Raw genomic sequence first — 18,254 nt, 5'->3', positions numbered from 1 at the left:
TTGACTTAGAAAGTAGTAACCATGGTCAGTAAAAAACAACGACTTGCATCCGTAGACGCTCTGCGCGGCTTCGATATGTTCTGGATCATCGGCGGCGAGGCACTGTTCCTACCGCTATTTGCGCTCACCGGGTGGTCCATTTTCCAGTTTGGCCACGGACAGATGCAGCACACCGAATGGCACGGCTTCAGTTTTTACGACCTGATCTTTCCGCTGTTTATTTTTCTCTCCGGTGTCACCCTTGGACTTGCCAACAAGTCGTTGCGCGGGCTCCCGATCAGCCAGCGGGCACCGGTGTATCGCAAGGCGATCAAACGCCTGTTTTTGCTGATTCTACTGGGGGTTCTTTACAACCACGGTTGGGGCACTGGTATTCCCGCTGACCTGGGTGAAACCCGCTATGCCAGTGTGCTGGCCCGTATCGGCTTTGCGTGGTTTTTTGCTGCGATGATTGTGTGGCACTTTGGCATTCGCGCTCAGTACGCGATTACTGCCGGTATATTGCTGGGGTACTGGCTGATCCAGGCTGTCGCTGGCGATTACACACCGGAAGGCTCGATCAATGCCTGGGTGGATCAACATTTCCTGCCGGGTATCACTTATCAGAACCGTGCCTACGACCCTGAAGGTGTGCTCTCCACTATTCCGCCCATTGCCAATGCGATGTTCGGCGTATTCGCTGGACGCTGGCTCAGTAAGCACGCGGGGAATCACCCGGCAATACTGAAGGGCTTGTTTATTGGCTCCGTGGCCTGCCTGCTGATCGGCCTTCTTTGGCACTGGATCTATCCCGTCAACAAGGAGCTGTGGACCAGTTCTTTTGTACTGATCACCTGCGGCTGCTGCCTGCTTCTACTGGGTATTTTTTATCTGGTTGTGGACATGTGGCACTGGAAAACCTTCACCTATTTTTTCTCGGTGATTGGTTGCAATGCGATTCTCGTGTATCTCGGTACCAGCCTGGTGAACTGGCAGTACAGCAGTAAAAGTGTATTTGGTGGGATTGCTTCCGCCCTGCCGGAAGCGGCGGGCACGTTGCTGATTGCCTGTGGGGTAATTTTGCTGCAGTGGCTGGTACTGCGGTTCCTGTACAAGCGTGGGATTTTTATCAGTCCGTAAGCGATTTCCGCATGTGGGGTGGATATCCACCCTACATGTTCAATTTGGTTTGTATTGCTTCAACAATAGGTTGATTTGCGTCAGGGAAATGGTAATCAGGTAACTCTGACGCAGTGACCCAAGCCAGCTCCTGGCCTTCAACACCGCGTTCGGTGCCACTGAATTCGGTAACGAACCAGGTATCCAGAAAAACCTGTTTGTCCCCGTAGTCGTGACGTATCTCGATCAACGGCTCCATAGTATTCACTTCGATGTCAAGCTCTTCTTTCAACTCGCGCGTCATTGCCTGCTGAATCGACTCTCCCTGCTCAACCTTGCCGCCGGGAAACTCCCAGCGCCCACCCATGTGCAGATGCTCCGGGCGTTTCGCCAGTAAAATTCGTCCGTCGCGGCCCAGGATAACGCCAACCGCCACATGAATATGCTTGATCGCCGCTTCTCCCATCAGGTCCTGTACTCCGCGTTGATAGTCACGTACTCGTGGGAAAAATCGCAGGTCCAGATATGTTCACAAGCATCGCCGCGCTGCAGGTCGACAGTAATAGTGAACTCCGCTTGCTCAAAAATTTTCTGCCCCGCTTCCTCGGTATAGCTGTCCGCGCGACCGCCCGCTTCCACGATTTGCACATCGTTTAGAAACACGCTGATCTTGCTCGTATCCAGATTCTCGGCACCGGCATTGCCGATCGCCATTACCAGCCGCCCCCAGTTTGGGTCAGAGGCGTACATCGCAGTTTTGACCAGGGGTGATTCGCCGATCTCAAACGCCATACGCGACGCTTCTTTTGAGTTCGCCGCGTTGTTCACCTGCACAGTGACAAACTTGGTCGCGCCCTCACCGTCTTTCACGATGGCTTGCGCCAGCTCGATATGCACATCGACGATGGCCGTTTTCAACTGTGCATAGGCCTCGCTGCCGCGCTCAAAATCATTGCCGGTGGCGCCGCTGGCAATCAACACGCAAGCGTCATTGGTGGAGGTATCCCCGTCCACACTGATGCGATTGAACGACGCGCCTACAGCTTCCTTTACCAGCTCATCCAGCAACGGCTGCGCGATATGCGCATCGGTAGCCACGTAGGCGAGCATGGTCGCCATATTCGGCTGGATCATACCCGCGCCCTTGGCGATGCCAGCAATGGTGATTGTTTCACCGGCAATATCGAGGGTACGGCTGGCGGTCTTGGGGCGGGTGTCGGTGGTCATGATGGCTCTGGAAGCACTATCCCAGGCATCTGCCTGCAGGTTACTCACAGCCGCCGGCAGGGCGTCAAGAATCTTCTGTACCGGCAAATGCTCGCCGATCACGCCGGTACTGAAGGGCAATACCTGCTGCGCTTCAATGCTCAGCGCTTTCGCTACACCCTCACAGCTCTGCTCAGCGGTTTTCAGGCCGCGCGCGCCGGTGGCTGCATTGGCGTTGCCCGCGTTGATCAACAGTGCGCGGATATTGCCCTGGCGAATGTGCTCCTTGGCCACCAGTACCGGCGCCGCGCAAAAGGCGTTCTGGGTAAAGGTGGCAGAAACACTCGCACCCTCGGCGATTTCGATCAGCAATAGATCGTCACGCTGCCAGTTTTTGATTTTGGCGGGAACCGCGGAGAGGCGAACACCTGGAATCTGGGGGAGTGGCTGCGCCATGAAATTACGTCCTTGAGCAAAAACAGAGAATGCGCGGATTATAAATAAAAAGGCCCGCTGGGTAAGAGCGGGCCTTTGCGTTGGATCAACCCCGAATCAGGAAGGGGTGGAAGAAGTCAGCTTGCCATGGCATTGCTTGTACTTCTTGCCAGATCCACAAGGGCACGGGTCGTTGCGGCCGACCCGTGGGCCGCGTCGTACCGGCTCCGGGGTTGCCTCCGCCGTAGCGGTTTCCGTCTCCGGCATCGCCGAAGCCTCTGCGTGTTGCAATTCCAGCTGCTGACGGCGCTGCGCCTCCAGGCGGCGCTGTTCCATTTCTTCCATCTGCTCGCGGGTCATCGGCTCCACATGGGCCAGCACCCGGATAACCTCATGCTTGAGGTTGTCCAGCAGACTCTGGAACAGATGGAAGGACTCGCGCTTGAACTCCTGCTTGGGGTTCTTGTTCGCGTAAGCACGCAGGCCGATGCCCGCGCGCAGGTGATCCATACTGGACAGGTGCTCTTTCCACAGCTGGTCCAGGACCTGCAGCATGACCTGACGCTCGATGGTGGGCATCAGGTTCTCGTCGCCGGTGCTCTCGGAGATACGGTTTAGCTTGCCCTGATAGGCTTTTTGAGACTCTTCAACGATCTTTGCACGCAGGCTCTCTTCGTGCAGCGTACGGTCTTCGTCGAGCCACTGCTGTACCGGCAGTTGCAGACCCAGTTCTGAGCTCAACTGCTGCTCCAGCGCCGGAACATCCCACTGTTCCTCAACACTCTGCGGCGGAACATGGCGGGAGATCAGCTCGTCGACCACGTCCTCGCGAATGGCATTGATGGTGTCACTGATACTGTCGGCTTCCAGCAGCTCGTTGCGCTGGGAGTAGATCACCTGACGCTGGTCGTTGGCCACGTCATCGTATTCCAGCAGCTGTTTGCGAATATCGAAGTTGCGACCTTCCACACGGCGCTGGGCTTTTTCGATGGCGTTGGACACCATGCGGTGCTCGATGGCCTCGCCACGCTCCATACCCAGCATCTGCATAAAATTCTTCACCCGATCGGAGGCGAAGATACGCATCAGGTTATCTTCCAGGGACAGGTAGAAGCGGGTCACACCCGGGTCCCCCTGACGGCCGGCACGGCCACGGAGCTGATTGTCGATACGACGGGATTCGTGGCGCTCGGTACCAATGATGTGCAGGCCACCGGCCTCGATCACGGTGTCGTGGCGCTCTTTCCAGTCCGCTTTGATCTTCGCAATCTCGTCGGCAGTGGCCTCGCGACCTTCCTGCTGCTGCAGGGCTTCGACTTCCGCTTCCCAGTTGCCGCCGAGCACGATGTCGGTGCCCCGGCCCGCCATATTGGTGGCGATGGTCACGGTGCCTGGACGACCGGCCTGAGCGATGATCTGGGCTTCTTTTTCGTGGAACTTGGCGTTCAGTACCTGGTGCTCGATCTTGGCCTTCTGCAGCATGCGAGCCATCTCTTCCGACGTCTCGATGGACGCGGTACCCACCAGGATCGGCGCTTTCTTGTCACGGCAGTACTTGATGTCTTCGACGATGGCTTCGAGCTTCTCGTCTTTGGTGAGGTACACCAGGTCATTGAGGTCATCGCGCTGCTTTTCACGGTTCGTGGGGATGACCACCACATCGAGGCCGTAGATCTGACGGAATTCGAACGCCTCGGTATCCGCGGTGCCGGTCATCCCGGACAGCTTGGGATAGAAACGGAACAGGTTCTGGAAGGTGGTGGAAGCCAGGGTCTGGCTCTCACTCTGGATCTGAACGTTTTCTTTCGCCTCCAGCGCCTGGTGCAGGCCCTCGGAGAGGCGGCGACCCGGCATGGTACGGCCGGTGTGTTCATCGATCAGTACCACCTGGCCGTTCTGCACGATGTAATCCACATCCTTATTGAACAGCACGTGGGCGCGCAGGGCGGCGTTGACATGGTGCAGCAGCCCGAGGTTGCCGGGCGCGTACAGGGATTCGTCTTCTTTCAGCAGGCCGCCACGGGTCAGCAGGTCTTCGATCAGCTGGTGACCGTCTTCGGTCATCTCCACCTGGCGGGACTTCTCATCGACGGTGTAGTGACCTTCGCCACCCTCTTCACCGCGCTCCAGCTGGGGCACCAGAGTATTCATCGCCATATATAGCTGGGAGGAATCTTCTGCGGCGCCGGAAATGATCAGCGGGGTGCGCGCCTCATCGATCAGGATGGAATCCACCTCATCCACGATGGCAAAATTCTGCGGGCGCTGGGTGCGGTCCTCCTTGCGCAACACCATATTGTCGCGCAGGTAATCGAAACCAAATTCGTTGTTGGTGCCGTAGGTAATGTCCGCCTGATACGCGGCTTTTTTGTCTTCCGGGTACTGCTGGGAGACCACGATTCCCACGGTCAGGCCAAGGAATTCAAACACCGGGCGCATCCAGTTGGCGTCCCGGCTGGCGAGGTAGTCGTTCACGGTAACAATGTGCACGCCCTTGCCTTCCAGAGCGTTCAGGTACGCCGGCAGCGTTGCCACCAGGGTTTTACCCTCACCGGTGCGCATCTCCGCGATATGCCCCTCGTGCAGGGTCATGCCGCCGATCATCTGTACATCAAAGTGACGCATACCCAGCGTTCGGTCACTGGCTTCGCGTACCGCGGCGAAGGCTTCCGGCAGGATCTGATTCAGGGTCTCGCCATCGGCCAGGCGCTGTCTGAACTCGTCCGTCTTGGCTTTCAGCGCGGCGTCGTCCAGCGCCTTGTATTCTTCTTCCAGCGCGTTGATCTTGGCGACCGCCTTGCGCATACGCTTGAGTTCTCGGTCATTTTTTGAACCGAAGACCGTTTTTATCAGTTTGCCAATCATTATTCAGAAACCACATTAAAGCTGAGTGTGCCCGCGGGCCCAAGGCTGGGGGGCTGTTGCGCGGAAAAGGTGCAAGTAAACAGGAAGGCGCCAGACGCCGCAACCGTGTATGAAGTTGCGGGCGCCACTACAGGATTACAAGTCTCCTGGCGCGCAATGATAGAGGATAGTTGCTATCTGCCGGTGCGGCGGATATAGGTGGCGGGGTCTACGGGACGGTTGTTTTTATAGACTTCAAAATGCACATGGGGGCCAGTAGAGCGGCCACTGGATCCCATCAGGGCAATCACCTGCCCTTTTTTCACGATATCGCCCAGTTTGACCTTGAGCTCACTGTTGTGACCGTAGCGGGTCTTGTAACCGTTACCGTGGTTGATTTCGACCAGCTCGCCGTAACCATAGCGATCTTCCGCCCAGGTCACCACGCCGGCGGCAACAGACACGACGTCAGAGCCATTCTTGCCGGCAAAATCCACACCCTTGTGCCAGGAACGGCGGCCACTGAAAGGATCGGTGCGGTAGCCATAGCGGGATGACATCCAGCCGCGGGTAATCGGGCGCCCGGCGATAAACTGCTCGTCCTGCAGCTGGCGGCGGGCCATCAGGGAATCCAGGGTAGAAAGCTGCATCTGCCGGTCTTCAATCTGATCCGACAAGTCGCCGATGACTTCGAGGAATTCGGGGGGTTGGTAGGGAAGCTCGCTGCCACCGCTGATACCCGGGTCTTCCGGGCCGCCGACGGCGGGCACACTGCCAAACTGGAATTCGCCTTCATCAAGCTTGGCAATAGTGGTGAGGCGCTCGCCGAGGGCATCCAGGCGGGTGAGCCGCGCCTGCATTTCCGCCAGTTTGACGGTCAGCGCGGTGAGCTGTTCTCGGGCCTGCTGGTCCGCTTCCTGGATGTCGTCCTGCTGTTTGCGCAGGGCTTTGTTCCAGGCTTTGACCGCACGGGCATCAAAAACGTCGGATTCCGCAGCCGGGAGATTGGCCCCCAACCACAAGGCACCCACAGGCAACCCCAACAGGCAAAGACCGAGCAGTGCTTTGCTCAGCCCTCCGAAGTTGAAGCTGCGGGAGACCCCCCCACGCTCATTGACGAGAATAATTTTCATATCAGGCGTGCAAGAATTACGACAAATTTTAGTTTTATTGGTTTATCCACCGATTGGCGCCAATGGCACCCAAAACGTGGAGGGACTGTCGCTTCCTGCTGCGCCCCGGGCCATCCTCGTGGCCACCGGCAATCTGGTCAGGTTCTGTGTCTGCCAAACTGCCTGGAATCTCTTACTTTCAACGTGAACGCACCCGCTCCGGGGCACGTAAAAAAGCCGGCAAATTTTGTGCCGGCTTTGTCTTCTGCGCTTCTTACACCGCCAGAATCGGCTTGACGTAAGAGATGGGCGCTTCCTGCTCGTCCTCGAAGGTCACCATTTCCCAGGCGTCTTCCTGCGCCATCAAGGTGCGCAGGGACTTGTTGTTCAGCGCGTGGCCAGATTTAAAGGCCTTGAACTCACCAATCACGCTGGTACCCAACAGGTACAGGTCGCCAATGGCGTCGAGAATCTTGTGTTTGACGAATTCGTCTTCGTAGCGAAGGCCGCCTTCGTTCAGGATACGGTACTGATCGATAACGATCGCGTTATCCACACTGCCACCCTGCACCAGGCCCTTTGAGCGCAGGTATTCGATCTCGTGCATGAAACCGAAGGTACGCGCGCGGCTCACTTCTTTTACGAAGGAGGTGCTGGAGAAATCGACAGAGGAGCTGAGATTGCGCCCCTGGAATACCGGGTGGTCAAAATCGATGGTGAAGGACACCTTGAAGCCATTGAATGGCAGGAAGCTGGCGACTTTATCGCCCTCTTCGACGGTGACCGGCTTCTTGATGCGCAGGAATTTCTTGGCAGCGGACTGCTCCTGAATGCCTGCGGACTGAATCAGGAATACAAACGGACCGGCACTGCCGTCCATGATCGGCACTTCCTGAGCGGAGAGTTCGACAATCGCGTTGTCGATGCCCAGGCCAGCCATGGCAGACAGCAGGTGCTCAACCGTGGCAATACGCACATCGCCCTTCACCAGAGTGGTGGAAAGCAGTGTGTCACCCACGTTTTCAGCACGCGCTTCAATCTCAACCACCGGATCCAGATCGACCCGACGGAACACGATGCCGCTGTTTACCGGCGCCGGCTTCAGGGTCAAAACGACCTTTTTACCGGTATGCAGGCCGACACCAGTGGCTCGAATAGCATTTTTGAGAGTGCGCTGTTTGATCATCTATGTCTTGGTTCCCATTCGGTGAGCTGCGCGCGAACCGCAGCGAGCCGGCGATAGTAACAGAAAATATACGCCAAAACTACAAATAACGCATTGGTCACAACCTGTCACCAAGTGGTCGCGTCTTGTGTTTATGGCCGGGCTTTTCCTCTCCAATCCCTGTAAGCATAGCCCAGTGAGACGACTGCAACGCCAAACCAGCGCACAGTAATGCCTTTAATTGTACTGCGTTACCAGCGGGCCATTGGTTAAATAATGTTAACCCTCAGGCCAAAACTCAGTGGTCACCGGAACTTGGCCCGGCATTCCACCAAAATGAACCATTTCGTTCATCGAGACATCCCTGTCCCACGGGTTTCGCGGGACTGCCCATTCAGGCAGCCAACACGCGAAACCCACGCACCAAAGCGGGCGGGGGCCCGGCCAAATCGGCCAGGCAAGGACATGAGCAGATGAGTCCCGCCCCACACTCCGGTGGGAGCCTTACGGGCTCAGTCTGCCTGGCGGCGCAGAAACGCCGGGATATCCAGATATTCCATGTCCTGATCCGCCGGATTCAGCGCCGGCATCGCGCGCTTGGGACGCTCGCTTTCCACGCGGTTGTTGCGCACTTCCTGAGTGTCACGCGCAGCTTCAGCCGGTGCAACCGGACGCGCAGTCTCACGCGGCTCGGCACGACGGGTGTTGTCTACGACCTTGGTTGGGCGGGCAGCCTGGGTGCCAGGCTCACCGAGGCCTGCGGCCACCACGGTAACGCGCATTTCGTCACCGAGCTTGTCGTCAACCGCTGTGCCGATCACCACAGTAGCGTCGTCGGAAGCGATCTCCTGCACGATCTGGCCTACTTCGGAGTACTCACCCAGCGTCAGCTCCTGACAACCCGCCTCTTCACTACCGGTGATGATGTTCACCAGAATACCGCGTGCACCCTGAAGGTTGACGTTGTCCAGCAGCGGGCTGCGAACGGCTTTCTCGGCCGCTTCGCGGGCGCGGTTCTCACCAACAGCAGCGCCGGAGCCCATCATCGCCATGCCCATTTCAGACATGACCGTACGCACGTCGGCAAAGTCCACGTTCATGATGCCCGGACGGATCATCAGGTCGGCAATACCCTGTACGGCGCCCAGCAGTACATTGTCCGCTTCTTTGTAGGCCGCCTTCATGGTGATCTTGTTACCGAGCACTTCCAGCAGACGATCATTGGGAATGGTGATCAGGGAGTCCACCTTGTCGCGCAGCTCGAGGATACCCTCTTCGGCGACCAGGGTGCGTTTGCGCCCTTCGATCATGAACGGACGGGTAACCACCGCGACGGTGAGGATACCCAGATCCTTGGCAATTTCGGCCACAATCGGCGCGCCGCCAGTACCGGTACCGCCGCCCATGCCCGCAGTAATGAACACCATATCCGCACCGGTCAGCACCTCGGCGATGCGCTCGCGATCTTCCAGCGCGGACTGACGGCCCACATCAGGATTGGCGCCGGCACCAAGACCGCGGGTAATGGTATTACCCAGCTGCATAATGGTCTGGGCTTCCACATCTTTCAGCGCCTGTGCGTCGGTGTTTGCACAGATAAAGTCCACACCGCCCACTTCGCTGGCGATCATGTGCTTGACGGCATTACCACCACCGCCACCAACACCGATCACTTTAATGACAGGTTTGTCCTGTACGCTATCTACGAGTTCGAACATTGCTGTTCCCCTTTTTTGCTCATGTCCAAATTTAATTATCGATCCCGGTAATTATTTGCCGGTTCAGAGGTTGCCCCTGAACCAGTGCTTCACCTTATCCCACCACTGGTTTTCGCTACGCTGAACCGTGGAGTTACTGCCTTTACTGTCTTCCACCTTGATCGCATACATCAACAGACCAACGCCGGTGGAGTAAATCGGGTTACTGACTATATCGGTCAATCCCGAAATTCCCTGAGGAACCGCAAGACGTACCGGCATGTGGAAGATCTCTTCCGCCAGCTCTACCGCACCTTCCATTTTTGAAGACCCGCCGGTGAGCACGATGCCCGCCGCACACAGATCTTCGAAACCACTGCGGCGCAGCTCCGCCTGAACCAGCGTAAACAGTTCGTCGTAACGGGGCTCCACCACTTCGGCCAGCGCCTGGCGAGACAGATCACGCGGCGCGCGGTCACCCACGCTCGGCACTTTGATGGTTTCCCCTTCCCGCGCCAGCTTGGCGAGGGCACAGGCGTATTTGATTTTCAATTCTTCCGCATGTGGCGTCGGCGTACGCAGGGCCATGGCAATATCGTTGGTCACCTGGTCCCCGGCGATAGGAATGACCCCGGTGTGGCGGATGGAACCGCCGGTAAACACTGCGATATCCGTGGTGCCACCACCGATATCTACCATGCAGACACCCAGCTCTTTTTCGTCGTCGGTGAGTACCGCGTAGCTGGATGCGAGTTGCTCGAGAATGATGTCTTCCACTTCCAGGCCGCAGCGGCGAATACACTTTTCGATATTCTGTGCTGCATTCACTGCACCACTGACCAGGTGCACCTTCGCTTCCAGGCGTACACCGGACATGCCCAGCGGCTCTTTCACCCCTTCCTGGCTGTCGATCAAATATTCCTGCGGCAGGGTGTGCAGGATTTTCTGGTCCGCCGGGATGGCCACCGCGCGCGCGGCATCGATCACGCGATCCAGATCCTGCTGGGTTACCTCGCGATCCTTGATCGCCACGATGCCGTGGCTGTTCAGGCTGCGAATATGGCTGCCGGCAATGCCCGCATAGACAGAGTGAATCTCACAACCGGCCATCAGCTCCGCCTCTTCGACGGCGCGCTGGATGGACTGCACTGTGGACTCAATATTTACCACCACACCCCGTTTCATACCCGTAGATCGGTGTGAGCCAATGCCGACGATATTCAGCTCGCCGTCACCGGACATCTCACCGACAATCGCCACGACCTTGGATGTACCGATATCCAGACCGACGATCATGCGTGGTTCAGTTGTTTGCGTCATTGGATTTTCAACCTCGCCAGACTTTAGCGCCGATCCACATCAGGAATGTTGGATCAGGGCCGGGCCCGACATTTTATCTGCCTGTTTTGTTGTCAGTTTTCTGCTTTGTCACTCGTTTTCCATTCCACCGCAACTGCATTGTTATAGCGGGTATCAACGCCCACGATTTTTTGCAGGTGCGGTGCCAGTACGCCGCGCGTCAAACTGAGAAAGCGGTCTACCCGCTCCAGCAGCTCGTCGTGCCCGAGCTGCAGGCGGATACCGCTCACCAGCTCCAGTTGCCAGCCCGCCAGATCATCAAATGACAGACGGCGTACTTCCATTTCTTTGGTGGTCAGCAGTCCGGCCAGTGCCTGGTACTGCGCCATGATTCGATCCACCAGTTCTGCATCTCCGGCGAGTTCCGGCAGACGCAGTGCTTTCAAATTTTCCGGCCGTGGCAACAGTTCACCGCTCGCAATCAGCAACTGATCTCCACCCCAGATTGCGAGCGGCTCGGCCTCTTCTACCACCACCTCTACGCCATTGGGCCAGCGGCGGCTTACCGCGGCATTGACGATCCACGGATTGGCCATCAATGCTGCGCGCAGCTCACTGATATCCAGTGAGAAGAATCCCTTGCGCAGATGCGGCAGCAGAATATCTTCGAGTTCCGTTTCAGTCACCGCGCGAAACGGTGCCTTTACCCGCACATTTTCCAGTGCGTCTACCCGGCTCAATTCGACCGCCGGAGCCTGTTGCCACAACCAGCGGGCGCTGTAACCGAGTCCCGCCGCAACCAGTAGCAAAAAGCCAAGCGTCAGTACCAACCGCAGCGGGCGCAGCCCCGTTTCTTCGTCCGACGCGGGCAGCGCGCGGGCGCCGCGGGTTGGCTGCTTGCCCCGCCCTTTTTTTGGCTGAGCAGCATTTCCTTTTGCTCCGGTTCCTCTCGCCACGCGTTTCTCTTTAGCCACTCTCTTTTCTTTAGCCCATGTACTGTCGCTGACGGTTTACTTGTCCGAACCGGCTTTATCGCCCAGTCGCCACTCCGCCAGCTGCTGCGCCAGACCGCCGACATTACCGGCACCCTGGGTCAATACGATATCGCCGGGCGCTAACAGGTCTGCCAGCAGCGGCGGTACCTGATCCACCTTTTCCACAAAAATCGGGTCTATCTGGCCGCGGTTGCGAATACTGCGCGCCAGAGTACGGCCGTCCGCCCCGGGAATTGCGGCTTCACCGGCGCTATATACATCCAGAAGAACCAGTTTGTCGACCTGTGAAAGCACGTGTACGAAATCTTCGAACAGGTCCCGCGTACGGGTATAGCGATGAGGTTGATACACCATTACCAGACGGCGCTCCGGCCAGCCGTCGCGTACGGTCTGGATAGTGGCGGCCACTTCCCGCGGATGATGCCCGTAATCGTCCACCAGCATGACAGTTTCCGCATCGGCGTCATCACTGACCGGGTAATCACCGTAAATCTGAAAGCGGCGGCCAACCCCCTGGAAGCCGTTCAAGCCTTCGCGGATCGCCTCATCGCTAACGCCTTCTTCGGTAGCCACCGCAATCGCCGCTGTCGCATTCAGCACATTGTGAATACCCGGTGTATTTACATACACGCTCAGTGCGGTGCCGTCGGGGCGGTGCACAGTAAAGGCACTGCGCAGTGGCTCCTGTTTTACATCGCTGATGCGGAAATCATTACCCTCATCAAAGCCGTAAGTGGTGATCGGGCGAGCCATACGCGGAATCACTTCCTGTACATTGGCATCGTCACCACACACGACCGCCAGGCCGTAAAACGGCAGGTTGTGGATGAAATCGATAAAGATCTGTTTGACCTTTTCGAAATCCCCACCGTAGGTTTCCATATGATCCGCATCAATATTGGTCACTACGGTAACCATCGGCTGCAGGTGCAGGAAGGACGCGTCGCTCTCGTCCGCCTCAGCAATCAGGTAGCGGCTCTCACCCAGCGCCGCATTGGTACCCGCACTATTCACCAGGCCACCGATCACAAACGTGGGATCCTTGCCATCGGCCGCGAAAATGGAGGCGATCAGGCTGGTGGTAGTGGTTTTTCCGTGCGTACCGGCAACCGCAATCCCGTAGCGGTAGCGCATCAGTTCCCCGAGCATTTCTGCGCGACGCACTACCGGAATACGGTTGTCTCGTGCCGCAATCAGCTCCGGATTATCTCCGTAAATGGCCGAGGAATTGACCACCACATCTACATCGCTCACGTTGGCCGCGGTGTGGCCAAGCTGGACTTTGATACCCAGTTTGCGCAAACGCTCAGTGACCTTGCTTTCGCGCAGGTCAGAGCCGGACACTTCATAGCCCTGGTTCTGCAGCACTTCGGCGATGCCACTCATACCCGCACCGCCCACACCGATAAAGTGGATGCGGCGAATACGACGCATGGCCGGTACGTGGTAGTGGCTTTCGCCCTTGTCGCTCATATTTTTTCCAATGCTTTCTGAATTCTTTGTTCGCTGGCTAGTTGTTTGCTGGTCATCTGTACGAGACATATCAACACCCCAACTCTTCGCGACATACGGCCAACACCCGGTCGGTCGCATCGGGCTTGGCAACGCGGCGTGCCGCCTCCGCCATAGCCAGTAATGTATTCGCGTCGGCGAATAGCGATTCGAGTAGTCCCGCCAGTTCGTCAGCGTCGAGCGCATCCTGCTGAATCACTCGTGCTGCGCCCGCCTGTTCCAGCCACTCGCCATTTTTGGTCTGGTGGTCATCAATGGCGAAGGGAAACGGCACCATAATGGCCCCCAATCCTGCGGCGGCAATTTCCGATACGGTCAATGCACCCGAGCGGCAGATCACCAGGTCTGCCTGCCCGTAGGCACCTGCCATATCGGCAATAAACGGTACAACTTCTGCTTCTACACCAGCGCGCTCATAGGCTTCTTTGGCCAGGTCCAGATGCCGCTGCCCGGCCTGATGGCGTACTGTCGGCCGCTTTTCTGCGGGTATTTTTGCCAGCGCCTCGGGCACCAGCTGGTTGATTGCCACGGCACCCAGGCTGCCACCCAGCACCAGCAAGCACGCCGGTGATTGTTTTCCTATGCGTTCCGCGGGCGCCGGCAGTTCAGCTATTTCAGTGCGCACCGGGTTGCCCACTTCCTGGGCCGCCGGCAGGCCACTGGGAAAGGCTTCCAGTACCCGGTTGGCAATTTTTGCCAGCAACCGATTGGTTGTGCCGGCCACCGCATTCTGCTCGTGAATAATCAACGGCACACCGGCGAGCCGCGCAGCCACACCGCCAGGTCCCGTGGCAAAGCCACCAAATCCCAGCACCGCATCCGGCTTCACCGCTTTCACCACCTGGCGCGCCTGCCAGATTGCCTTGCTGATTTGCACGGGCGCCTTCAGCAAGGCTGCTTTTCCTTTCCCACGAATGCCTTCGACAGTGATGAAATGCAGCGGAATATCCGCTGCGGGAATCAGCTGCGCTTCAATACCACGCATAGTGCCGAGCCATTCCACCGAGCCGCCTTCGGCCTGCAGTGCACGCGCAACGGCCAGCGCAGGGAACACATGTCCACCGGTGCCACCGGCCATCACAAGAAATTTCTTGCCGGTAAACGTGGCGCTGTTGGTCTCACTCATCACGCTGCCTCCCCGGTTTTTCGGTCGCCCAGTTGCAGAGGGTTGAAAATCGGCAACTGGCGAATACTCGCAATGCCACCCTCAGATGCCTGTTGCTCACTGCTCAATTCTTTCTGCACTCGCCAGGCGAGGCCGAACAGGGCAAAACACACCACCAGGCTGGATCCGCCGGAGCTGACAAAGGGCAGCGTCAAGCCCTTGGTGGGCAGCAAGCCGGAGGCGACGCCCATATTTACAAACGCCTGTCCGGCCAGCAGTACCGCAATGCCGAATGTGAGCAGCGCGGCAAAAACCGCCTGTTTTTCCAAGGCTTTGCGCACCAGCCGCAACAGTGACCAAGTCAACGCTGCGTAGAGGCCGATCACCACAAGTCCTCCCAGCATGCCCCACTCTTCCGCGAGGATGGCAAACACGAAATCGGTGTGGGCCTCGGGCAGATAAAACAGTTTCTGCACGCTGTTGCCCAGCCCCACACCGAACCATTCACCGCGCCCGAACGCAATTAGCGACTGGGTCAGCTGATAGCCGCCGGCAAACTGCTCGCCCCAGGGGTCGAGGAAGGTCGTCAGGCGCTGCAACCGGTAGGGGCTGACCAGAGCCATCAACGCCAGCCCGCAGGCGGCAAGCCCCACCAGCAAAAACGTATGCGGCAGGCGCGCGCCGGCAAGAAACACCATTGCCAGCGCGGTGCCGGAAATGACCACTACCGAACCAAAATCCGGCTCCAGCAGCAGCAAAACCGCCACCATACCCAGCACGGAAATCGGTACCATAAAGCTGCTCCAGTGCCGCAACTTCTCGTGACGCCGGGTAAGAAAACTGGCGAAGAAAATCAGGCAGCAGAATTTGGCTATTTCCGCCGGCTGCACTGTAATCGGCCCCAGGGCAATCCAGCGCATGCTGCCGTTGACCGCACGTCCTACTCCGGGAATCAGCACCACCAGTAACATACCCAGGGCAAAAATCAGCAGCGTCCAGGAAAGGTTGGACCAGATCGCCAGAGAAATGCGGCTCACGATCAATGCACCGACAGCGCCCGCAGCTAAAAACACCAGGTGTCGCTTGAGGAAATACCAGGAGTCGCTGTACACGTCGGCAGCAAACGCAATAGACGCCGAGGCCACCATCACCACACCAATACTGGCCAGAGCCAGCACACAGAACGGCAGCACCCAGGCAAAGTCGTCGATCTGCTCGTTGGCCGCCACATTCAGATTCTTGCGCTCTTTACGGCTCACGATGCACCTCCGGAGCTTTGCGCACTGTCAGCGGTGGCGATCAAGCCGTTGACCGCCTGCCGGAAATCTTCGCCGCGGGCTTCAAAATTACGGTACATATCGAAACTGGCACAGGCGGGAGACAGAACAACAAAGTCTCCGCTCTCAGCCATGGCAGCCGCCTTGCGAACAGCATCGTCCATTGAGTCCGCAGATTGATGGGCGACATGGCCGTCAAATACTTGCGCAATTTTCGGCCCGTCAACACCGATAGTCACAAGCCCGCGCAGCGTGTTTACAGCTTCAGCCAGCGGCGCAAAGTCCGCACCTTTACCATCGCCGCCAGCAATCAACACAATTTTCCGCTCACCCTCGGCCAAACCATCCAGTGCGGCACGGGTTGCCCCCACGTTGGTACCCTTGGAATCGTTCACGAAGGTCACGTCAGCGTGGTCCGCCACCCGCTCACAGCGATGGGTAAGCCCGGTAAACCGACGCAAGGTGTCGAGCATTTTATCCATTGGCAAACCAACGGCATTGCCCAATGCCAGCGCCGCCAAAGCGTTGGCCACATTGTGGCTCCCCACCATGGCCATTTCCCGCGCGGGCATCAGTTTATTCGCGCCCTGCGCCAGCCAGTTTTCGCCCGCACTGGAAATTACCCCGAACTGCTGCAGATCCGGACGGTTCAGCCCAAAGCTCCACTCGCGGCTTTCCCGGGACAGCGGCCCGCGGGTAAGCGGATCGGCGCGGTTGATGACGAATTGCCGCGCGTGACGGTACACCCGCTGCTTGGCTCGGTGGTATGCCGCAATATCTGCATAGCGGTCCATATGGTCCGCACTGACGTTGAGAATCGTCGCCACATCCGATTGCAACGAGTAAGTGGTCTCAAGCTGAAAACTGGACAACTCCAGCACAAACAATTCCGGCAACGGCTGATCACTACTGAGGAGATCCAGCACCGGTATGCCGATATTGCCGCCTACCTGCACACTCACACCGGCCGCTTTCGCCATTTCACCCATCAGGGTGGTAACCGTGCTCTTACCGTTGGAGCCGGTAATCGCAATCACCTTGGGCGCGGGTTGCGCGTTTGCCAATTCGCGGGCAAACAGTTCGATATCCCCAATCACCGGAATTTCTTCTGCAACGGCAGCGGCGATTGCCGGCTCGGCCACACCGATTCCGGGGCTTGCAATGATTTCACTGGCGGCGAGCAGGGTATCTTTATCCAGCGGACCGCACTCAACCGGTACCCCCGGGAATTCCGCGCGGAAAGATTCCAGCGCAGGGGGCGCTTCGCGGCTATCCACCACAACCGGAGAAATACCCTGGCGCAGCAAAAAGCGCACTACCGATTGCCCGGTAGCACCCAATCCGATCACCACTTTTTTCTCTGAGGTTGCGATAAGACTCATTGGTTCTTTATCAGTTCCTGTTTCTCGGGTTTACATCAACGCAGTTTCAGGGTCGCCAGTCCGGCGAGCACCAGCACTACGGTGATAATCCAGAAACGCACGATGACGCGCGGCTCCGGCCAGCCTTTCAATTCAAAATGATGGTGCAGGGGGGCCATGCGAAAAATACGCTTCCCGGTCAATTTGAACGACGCCACCTGCAAGATCACGGAAACCGTTTCCATCACAAATACGCCACCCATAATGAACAGCACAATCTCGTGGCGGGTGATGACCGCGATAATACCCAGCGCCGCACCCAGCGCCAGCGCGCCCACGTCCCCCATAAATACCTGTGCCGGGTATGTGTTGAACCATAAAAACCCGAGGCCGGCGCCACCCAGCGCTGCACAGAACACCGCCAGCTCGCCCGCTCCCGAGATCGATGGAATATGCAGGTACTCGGCAAATTCCACATGCCCAACCAGATAGGCAATCACACCCAGTGCACCACCGACCATTACAGATGGCATGATCGCCAGCCCGTCCAGGCCATCCGTCAGATTGACTGCATTACTGGAGCCAACCACCACAAAATACGTGAGCAGGATAAAAGTGACTGGGCCGAGATTGATTGCTATATCCTTGAAAAACGGTACAAACAACTGGGTCTCGGCCGGTGTCGTGGCACTCATGTACAGATAAATCGCAGCACCCAGACCGGCAACGGACTGCCACAAATATTTCCAGCGTGCGATCAGACCACGGGAATTTTTCTCGACCACTTTCTTGTAGTCATCCACAAAACCGACCGCTCCAAACACGAAGGTCACCAGCAGGGTGACCCAGACCAGGCGGTTGCTGAGATCGGACCACAGCAAAGACCCGGAAAAAATCGCCGCAAGAATCAGGGTGCCACCCATGGTGGGCGTGCCCGACTTGCTGAGGTGTGACTGAGGTCCGTCGTCGCGCACTGCCTGACCAACCTGCAGGCGATTCAGCCAGGTAATCATGCGCGGCCCCACCAGCAGGGAAATACCCAGTGCGGTCAGCGCACTCAAAATCGCACGCACAGTCAGGTAATCGAAGACCGAAAAGCCCTTCCAGAATTGTTGTAAATATTCAGCCAGCCAAAGCAGCATGGTTAA

General features: G+C 57.7%; 14 protein-coding genes. 1 reads left to right on the top strand and 13 read right to left on the bottom strand.

Annotated elements, in window-relative coordinates:
• Positions 1–21 precede the first annotated feature (21 nt).
• Positions 22–1,119 carry a transmembrane glucosamine N-acetyltransferase NagX gene (gene nagX / locus Q1A74_RS00515; RefSeq protein ID WP_299591360.1) on the top strand — a complete coding sequence of 366 codons (1,098 nt, stop codon included), beginning with the start codon at positions 22–24 and terminating at the stop codon, positions 1,117–1,119.
• Positions 1,120–1,150: 31 nt separating this feature from the next.
• Here the strand turns inward: nagX and mutT are convergent, their stop codons facing one another.
• The 13 genes from mutT to mraY all read right to left on the bottom strand — a co-directional run bounded on the left by mutT (position 1,151) and on the right by mraY (position 18,248).
• Positions 1,151–1,564 (bottom strand): 8-oxo-dGTP diphosphatase MutT, encoded by a 414-nt coding sequence (mutT, locus tag Q1A74_RS00510; protein ID WP_299591359.1) that lies wholly within the window; start codon positions 1,562–1,564, stop codon positions 1,151–1,153.
• Complete coding sequence (argJ, locus tag Q1A74_RS00505) at positions 1,564–2,760, bottom strand: bifunctional glutamate N-acetyltransferase/amino-acid acetyltransferase ArgJ (protein ID WP_299591358.1); 1,197 nt, start codon at positions 2,758–2,760, stop codon at positions 1,564–1,566. Before argJ ends, mutT begins: the two co-directional genes overlap by 1 nt.
• A gap of 96 nt (positions 2,761–2,856) precedes the next feature.
• Entirely contained in the window at positions 2,857–5,604 is a 2,748-nt protein-coding gene (secA, locus tag Q1A74_RS00500; protein WP_299591357.1) for a preprotein translocase subunit SecA, read from the bottom strand.
• Positions 5,605–5,777: 173 nt separating this feature from the next.
• Positions 5,778–6,716 carry a M23 family metallopeptidase gene (locus tag Q1A74_RS00495; RefSeq protein WP_299591356.1) on the bottom strand — a complete coding sequence of 313 codons (939 nt, stop codon included), beginning with the start codon at positions 6,714–6,716 and terminating at the stop codon, positions 5,778–5,780.
• A 253-nt stretch (positions 6,717–6,969) separates the two neighbouring features.
• Entirely contained in the window at positions 6,970–7,881 is a 912-nt protein-coding gene (gene lpxC, locus Q1A74_RS00490; RefSeq protein ID WP_066966379.1) for a UDP-3-O-acyl-N-acetylglucosamine deacetylase, read from the bottom strand.
• 491 nt (positions 7,882–8,372) lie between these two features.
• Positions 8,373–9,578, bottom strand: a complete 1,206-nt coding sequence (gene ftsZ / locus Q1A74_RS00485) for a cell division protein FtsZ (RefSeq protein ID WP_299591353.1) — start codon at positions 9,576–9,578, stop codon at positions 8,373–8,375.
• A 63-nt stretch (positions 9,579–9,641) separates the two neighbouring features.
• Positions 9,642–10,877, bottom strand: coding sequence for a cell division protein FtsA (gene ftsA / locus Q1A74_RS00480; RefSeq protein ID WP_299591351.1), 1,236 nt, complete (start codon positions 10,875–10,877; stop codon positions 9,642–9,644).
• A gap of 92 nt (positions 10,878–10,969) precedes the next feature.
• Positions 10,970–11,830 (bottom strand): FtsQ-type POTRA domain-containing protein, encoded by an 861-nt coding sequence (locus tag Q1A74_RS00475; protein WP_299591349.1) that lies wholly within the window; start codon positions 11,828–11,830, stop codon positions 10,970–10,972.
• A 36-nt stretch (positions 11,831–11,866) separates the two neighbouring features.
• Positions 11,867–13,324, bottom strand: coding sequence for a UDP-N-acetylmuramate--L-alanine ligase (gene murC / locus Q1A74_RS00470; RefSeq protein ID WP_299591347.1), 1,458 nt, complete (start codon positions 13,322–13,324; stop codon positions 11,867–11,869).
• Between the two features lie 70 nt (positions 13,325–13,394).
• Positions 13,395–14,489, bottom strand: coding sequence for an undecaprenyldiphospho-muramoylpentapeptide beta-N-acetylglucosaminyltransferase (gene murG, locus Q1A74_RS00465; protein ID WP_299591345.1), 1,095 nt, complete (start codon positions 14,487–14,489; stop codon positions 13,395–13,397).
• Entirely contained in the window at positions 14,489–15,727 is a 1,239-nt protein-coding gene (ftsW, locus tag Q1A74_RS00460) for a putative lipid II flippase FtsW (RefSeq protein WP_299591343.1), read from the bottom strand. Before ftsW ends, murG begins: the two co-directional genes overlap by 1 nt.
• The gene (murD, locus tag Q1A74_RS00455) at positions 15,724–17,127 is read right to left on the bottom strand and encodes a UDP-N-acetylmuramoyl-L-alanine--D-glutamate ligase (protein WP_299591340.1); all 1,404 of its coding nucleotides are present in this window, start codon (positions 17,125–17,127) and stop codon (positions 15,724–15,726) included. The genes ftsW and murD overlap by 4 nt, the downstream gene beginning before the upstream one ends.
• A gap of 35 nt (positions 17,128–17,162) precedes the next feature.
• Complete coding sequence (gene mraY, locus Q1A74_RS00450; protein ID WP_299591337.1) at positions 17,163–18,248, bottom strand: phospho-N-acetylmuramoyl-pentapeptide-transferase; 1,086 nt, start codon at positions 18,246–18,248, stop codon at positions 17,163–17,165.
• Positions 18,249–18,254: the final 6 nt, after the last annotated feature.

The organism is uncultured Microbulbifer sp. (assembly GCF_947504145.1).
GTDB lineage: Bacteria > Pseudomonadota > Gammaproteobacteria > Pseudomonadales > Cellvibrionaceae > Microbulbifer.
Note: the sequence above shows the minus strand (reverse complement) of the source record. Positions and strands in the feature narration are given on the sequence as shown.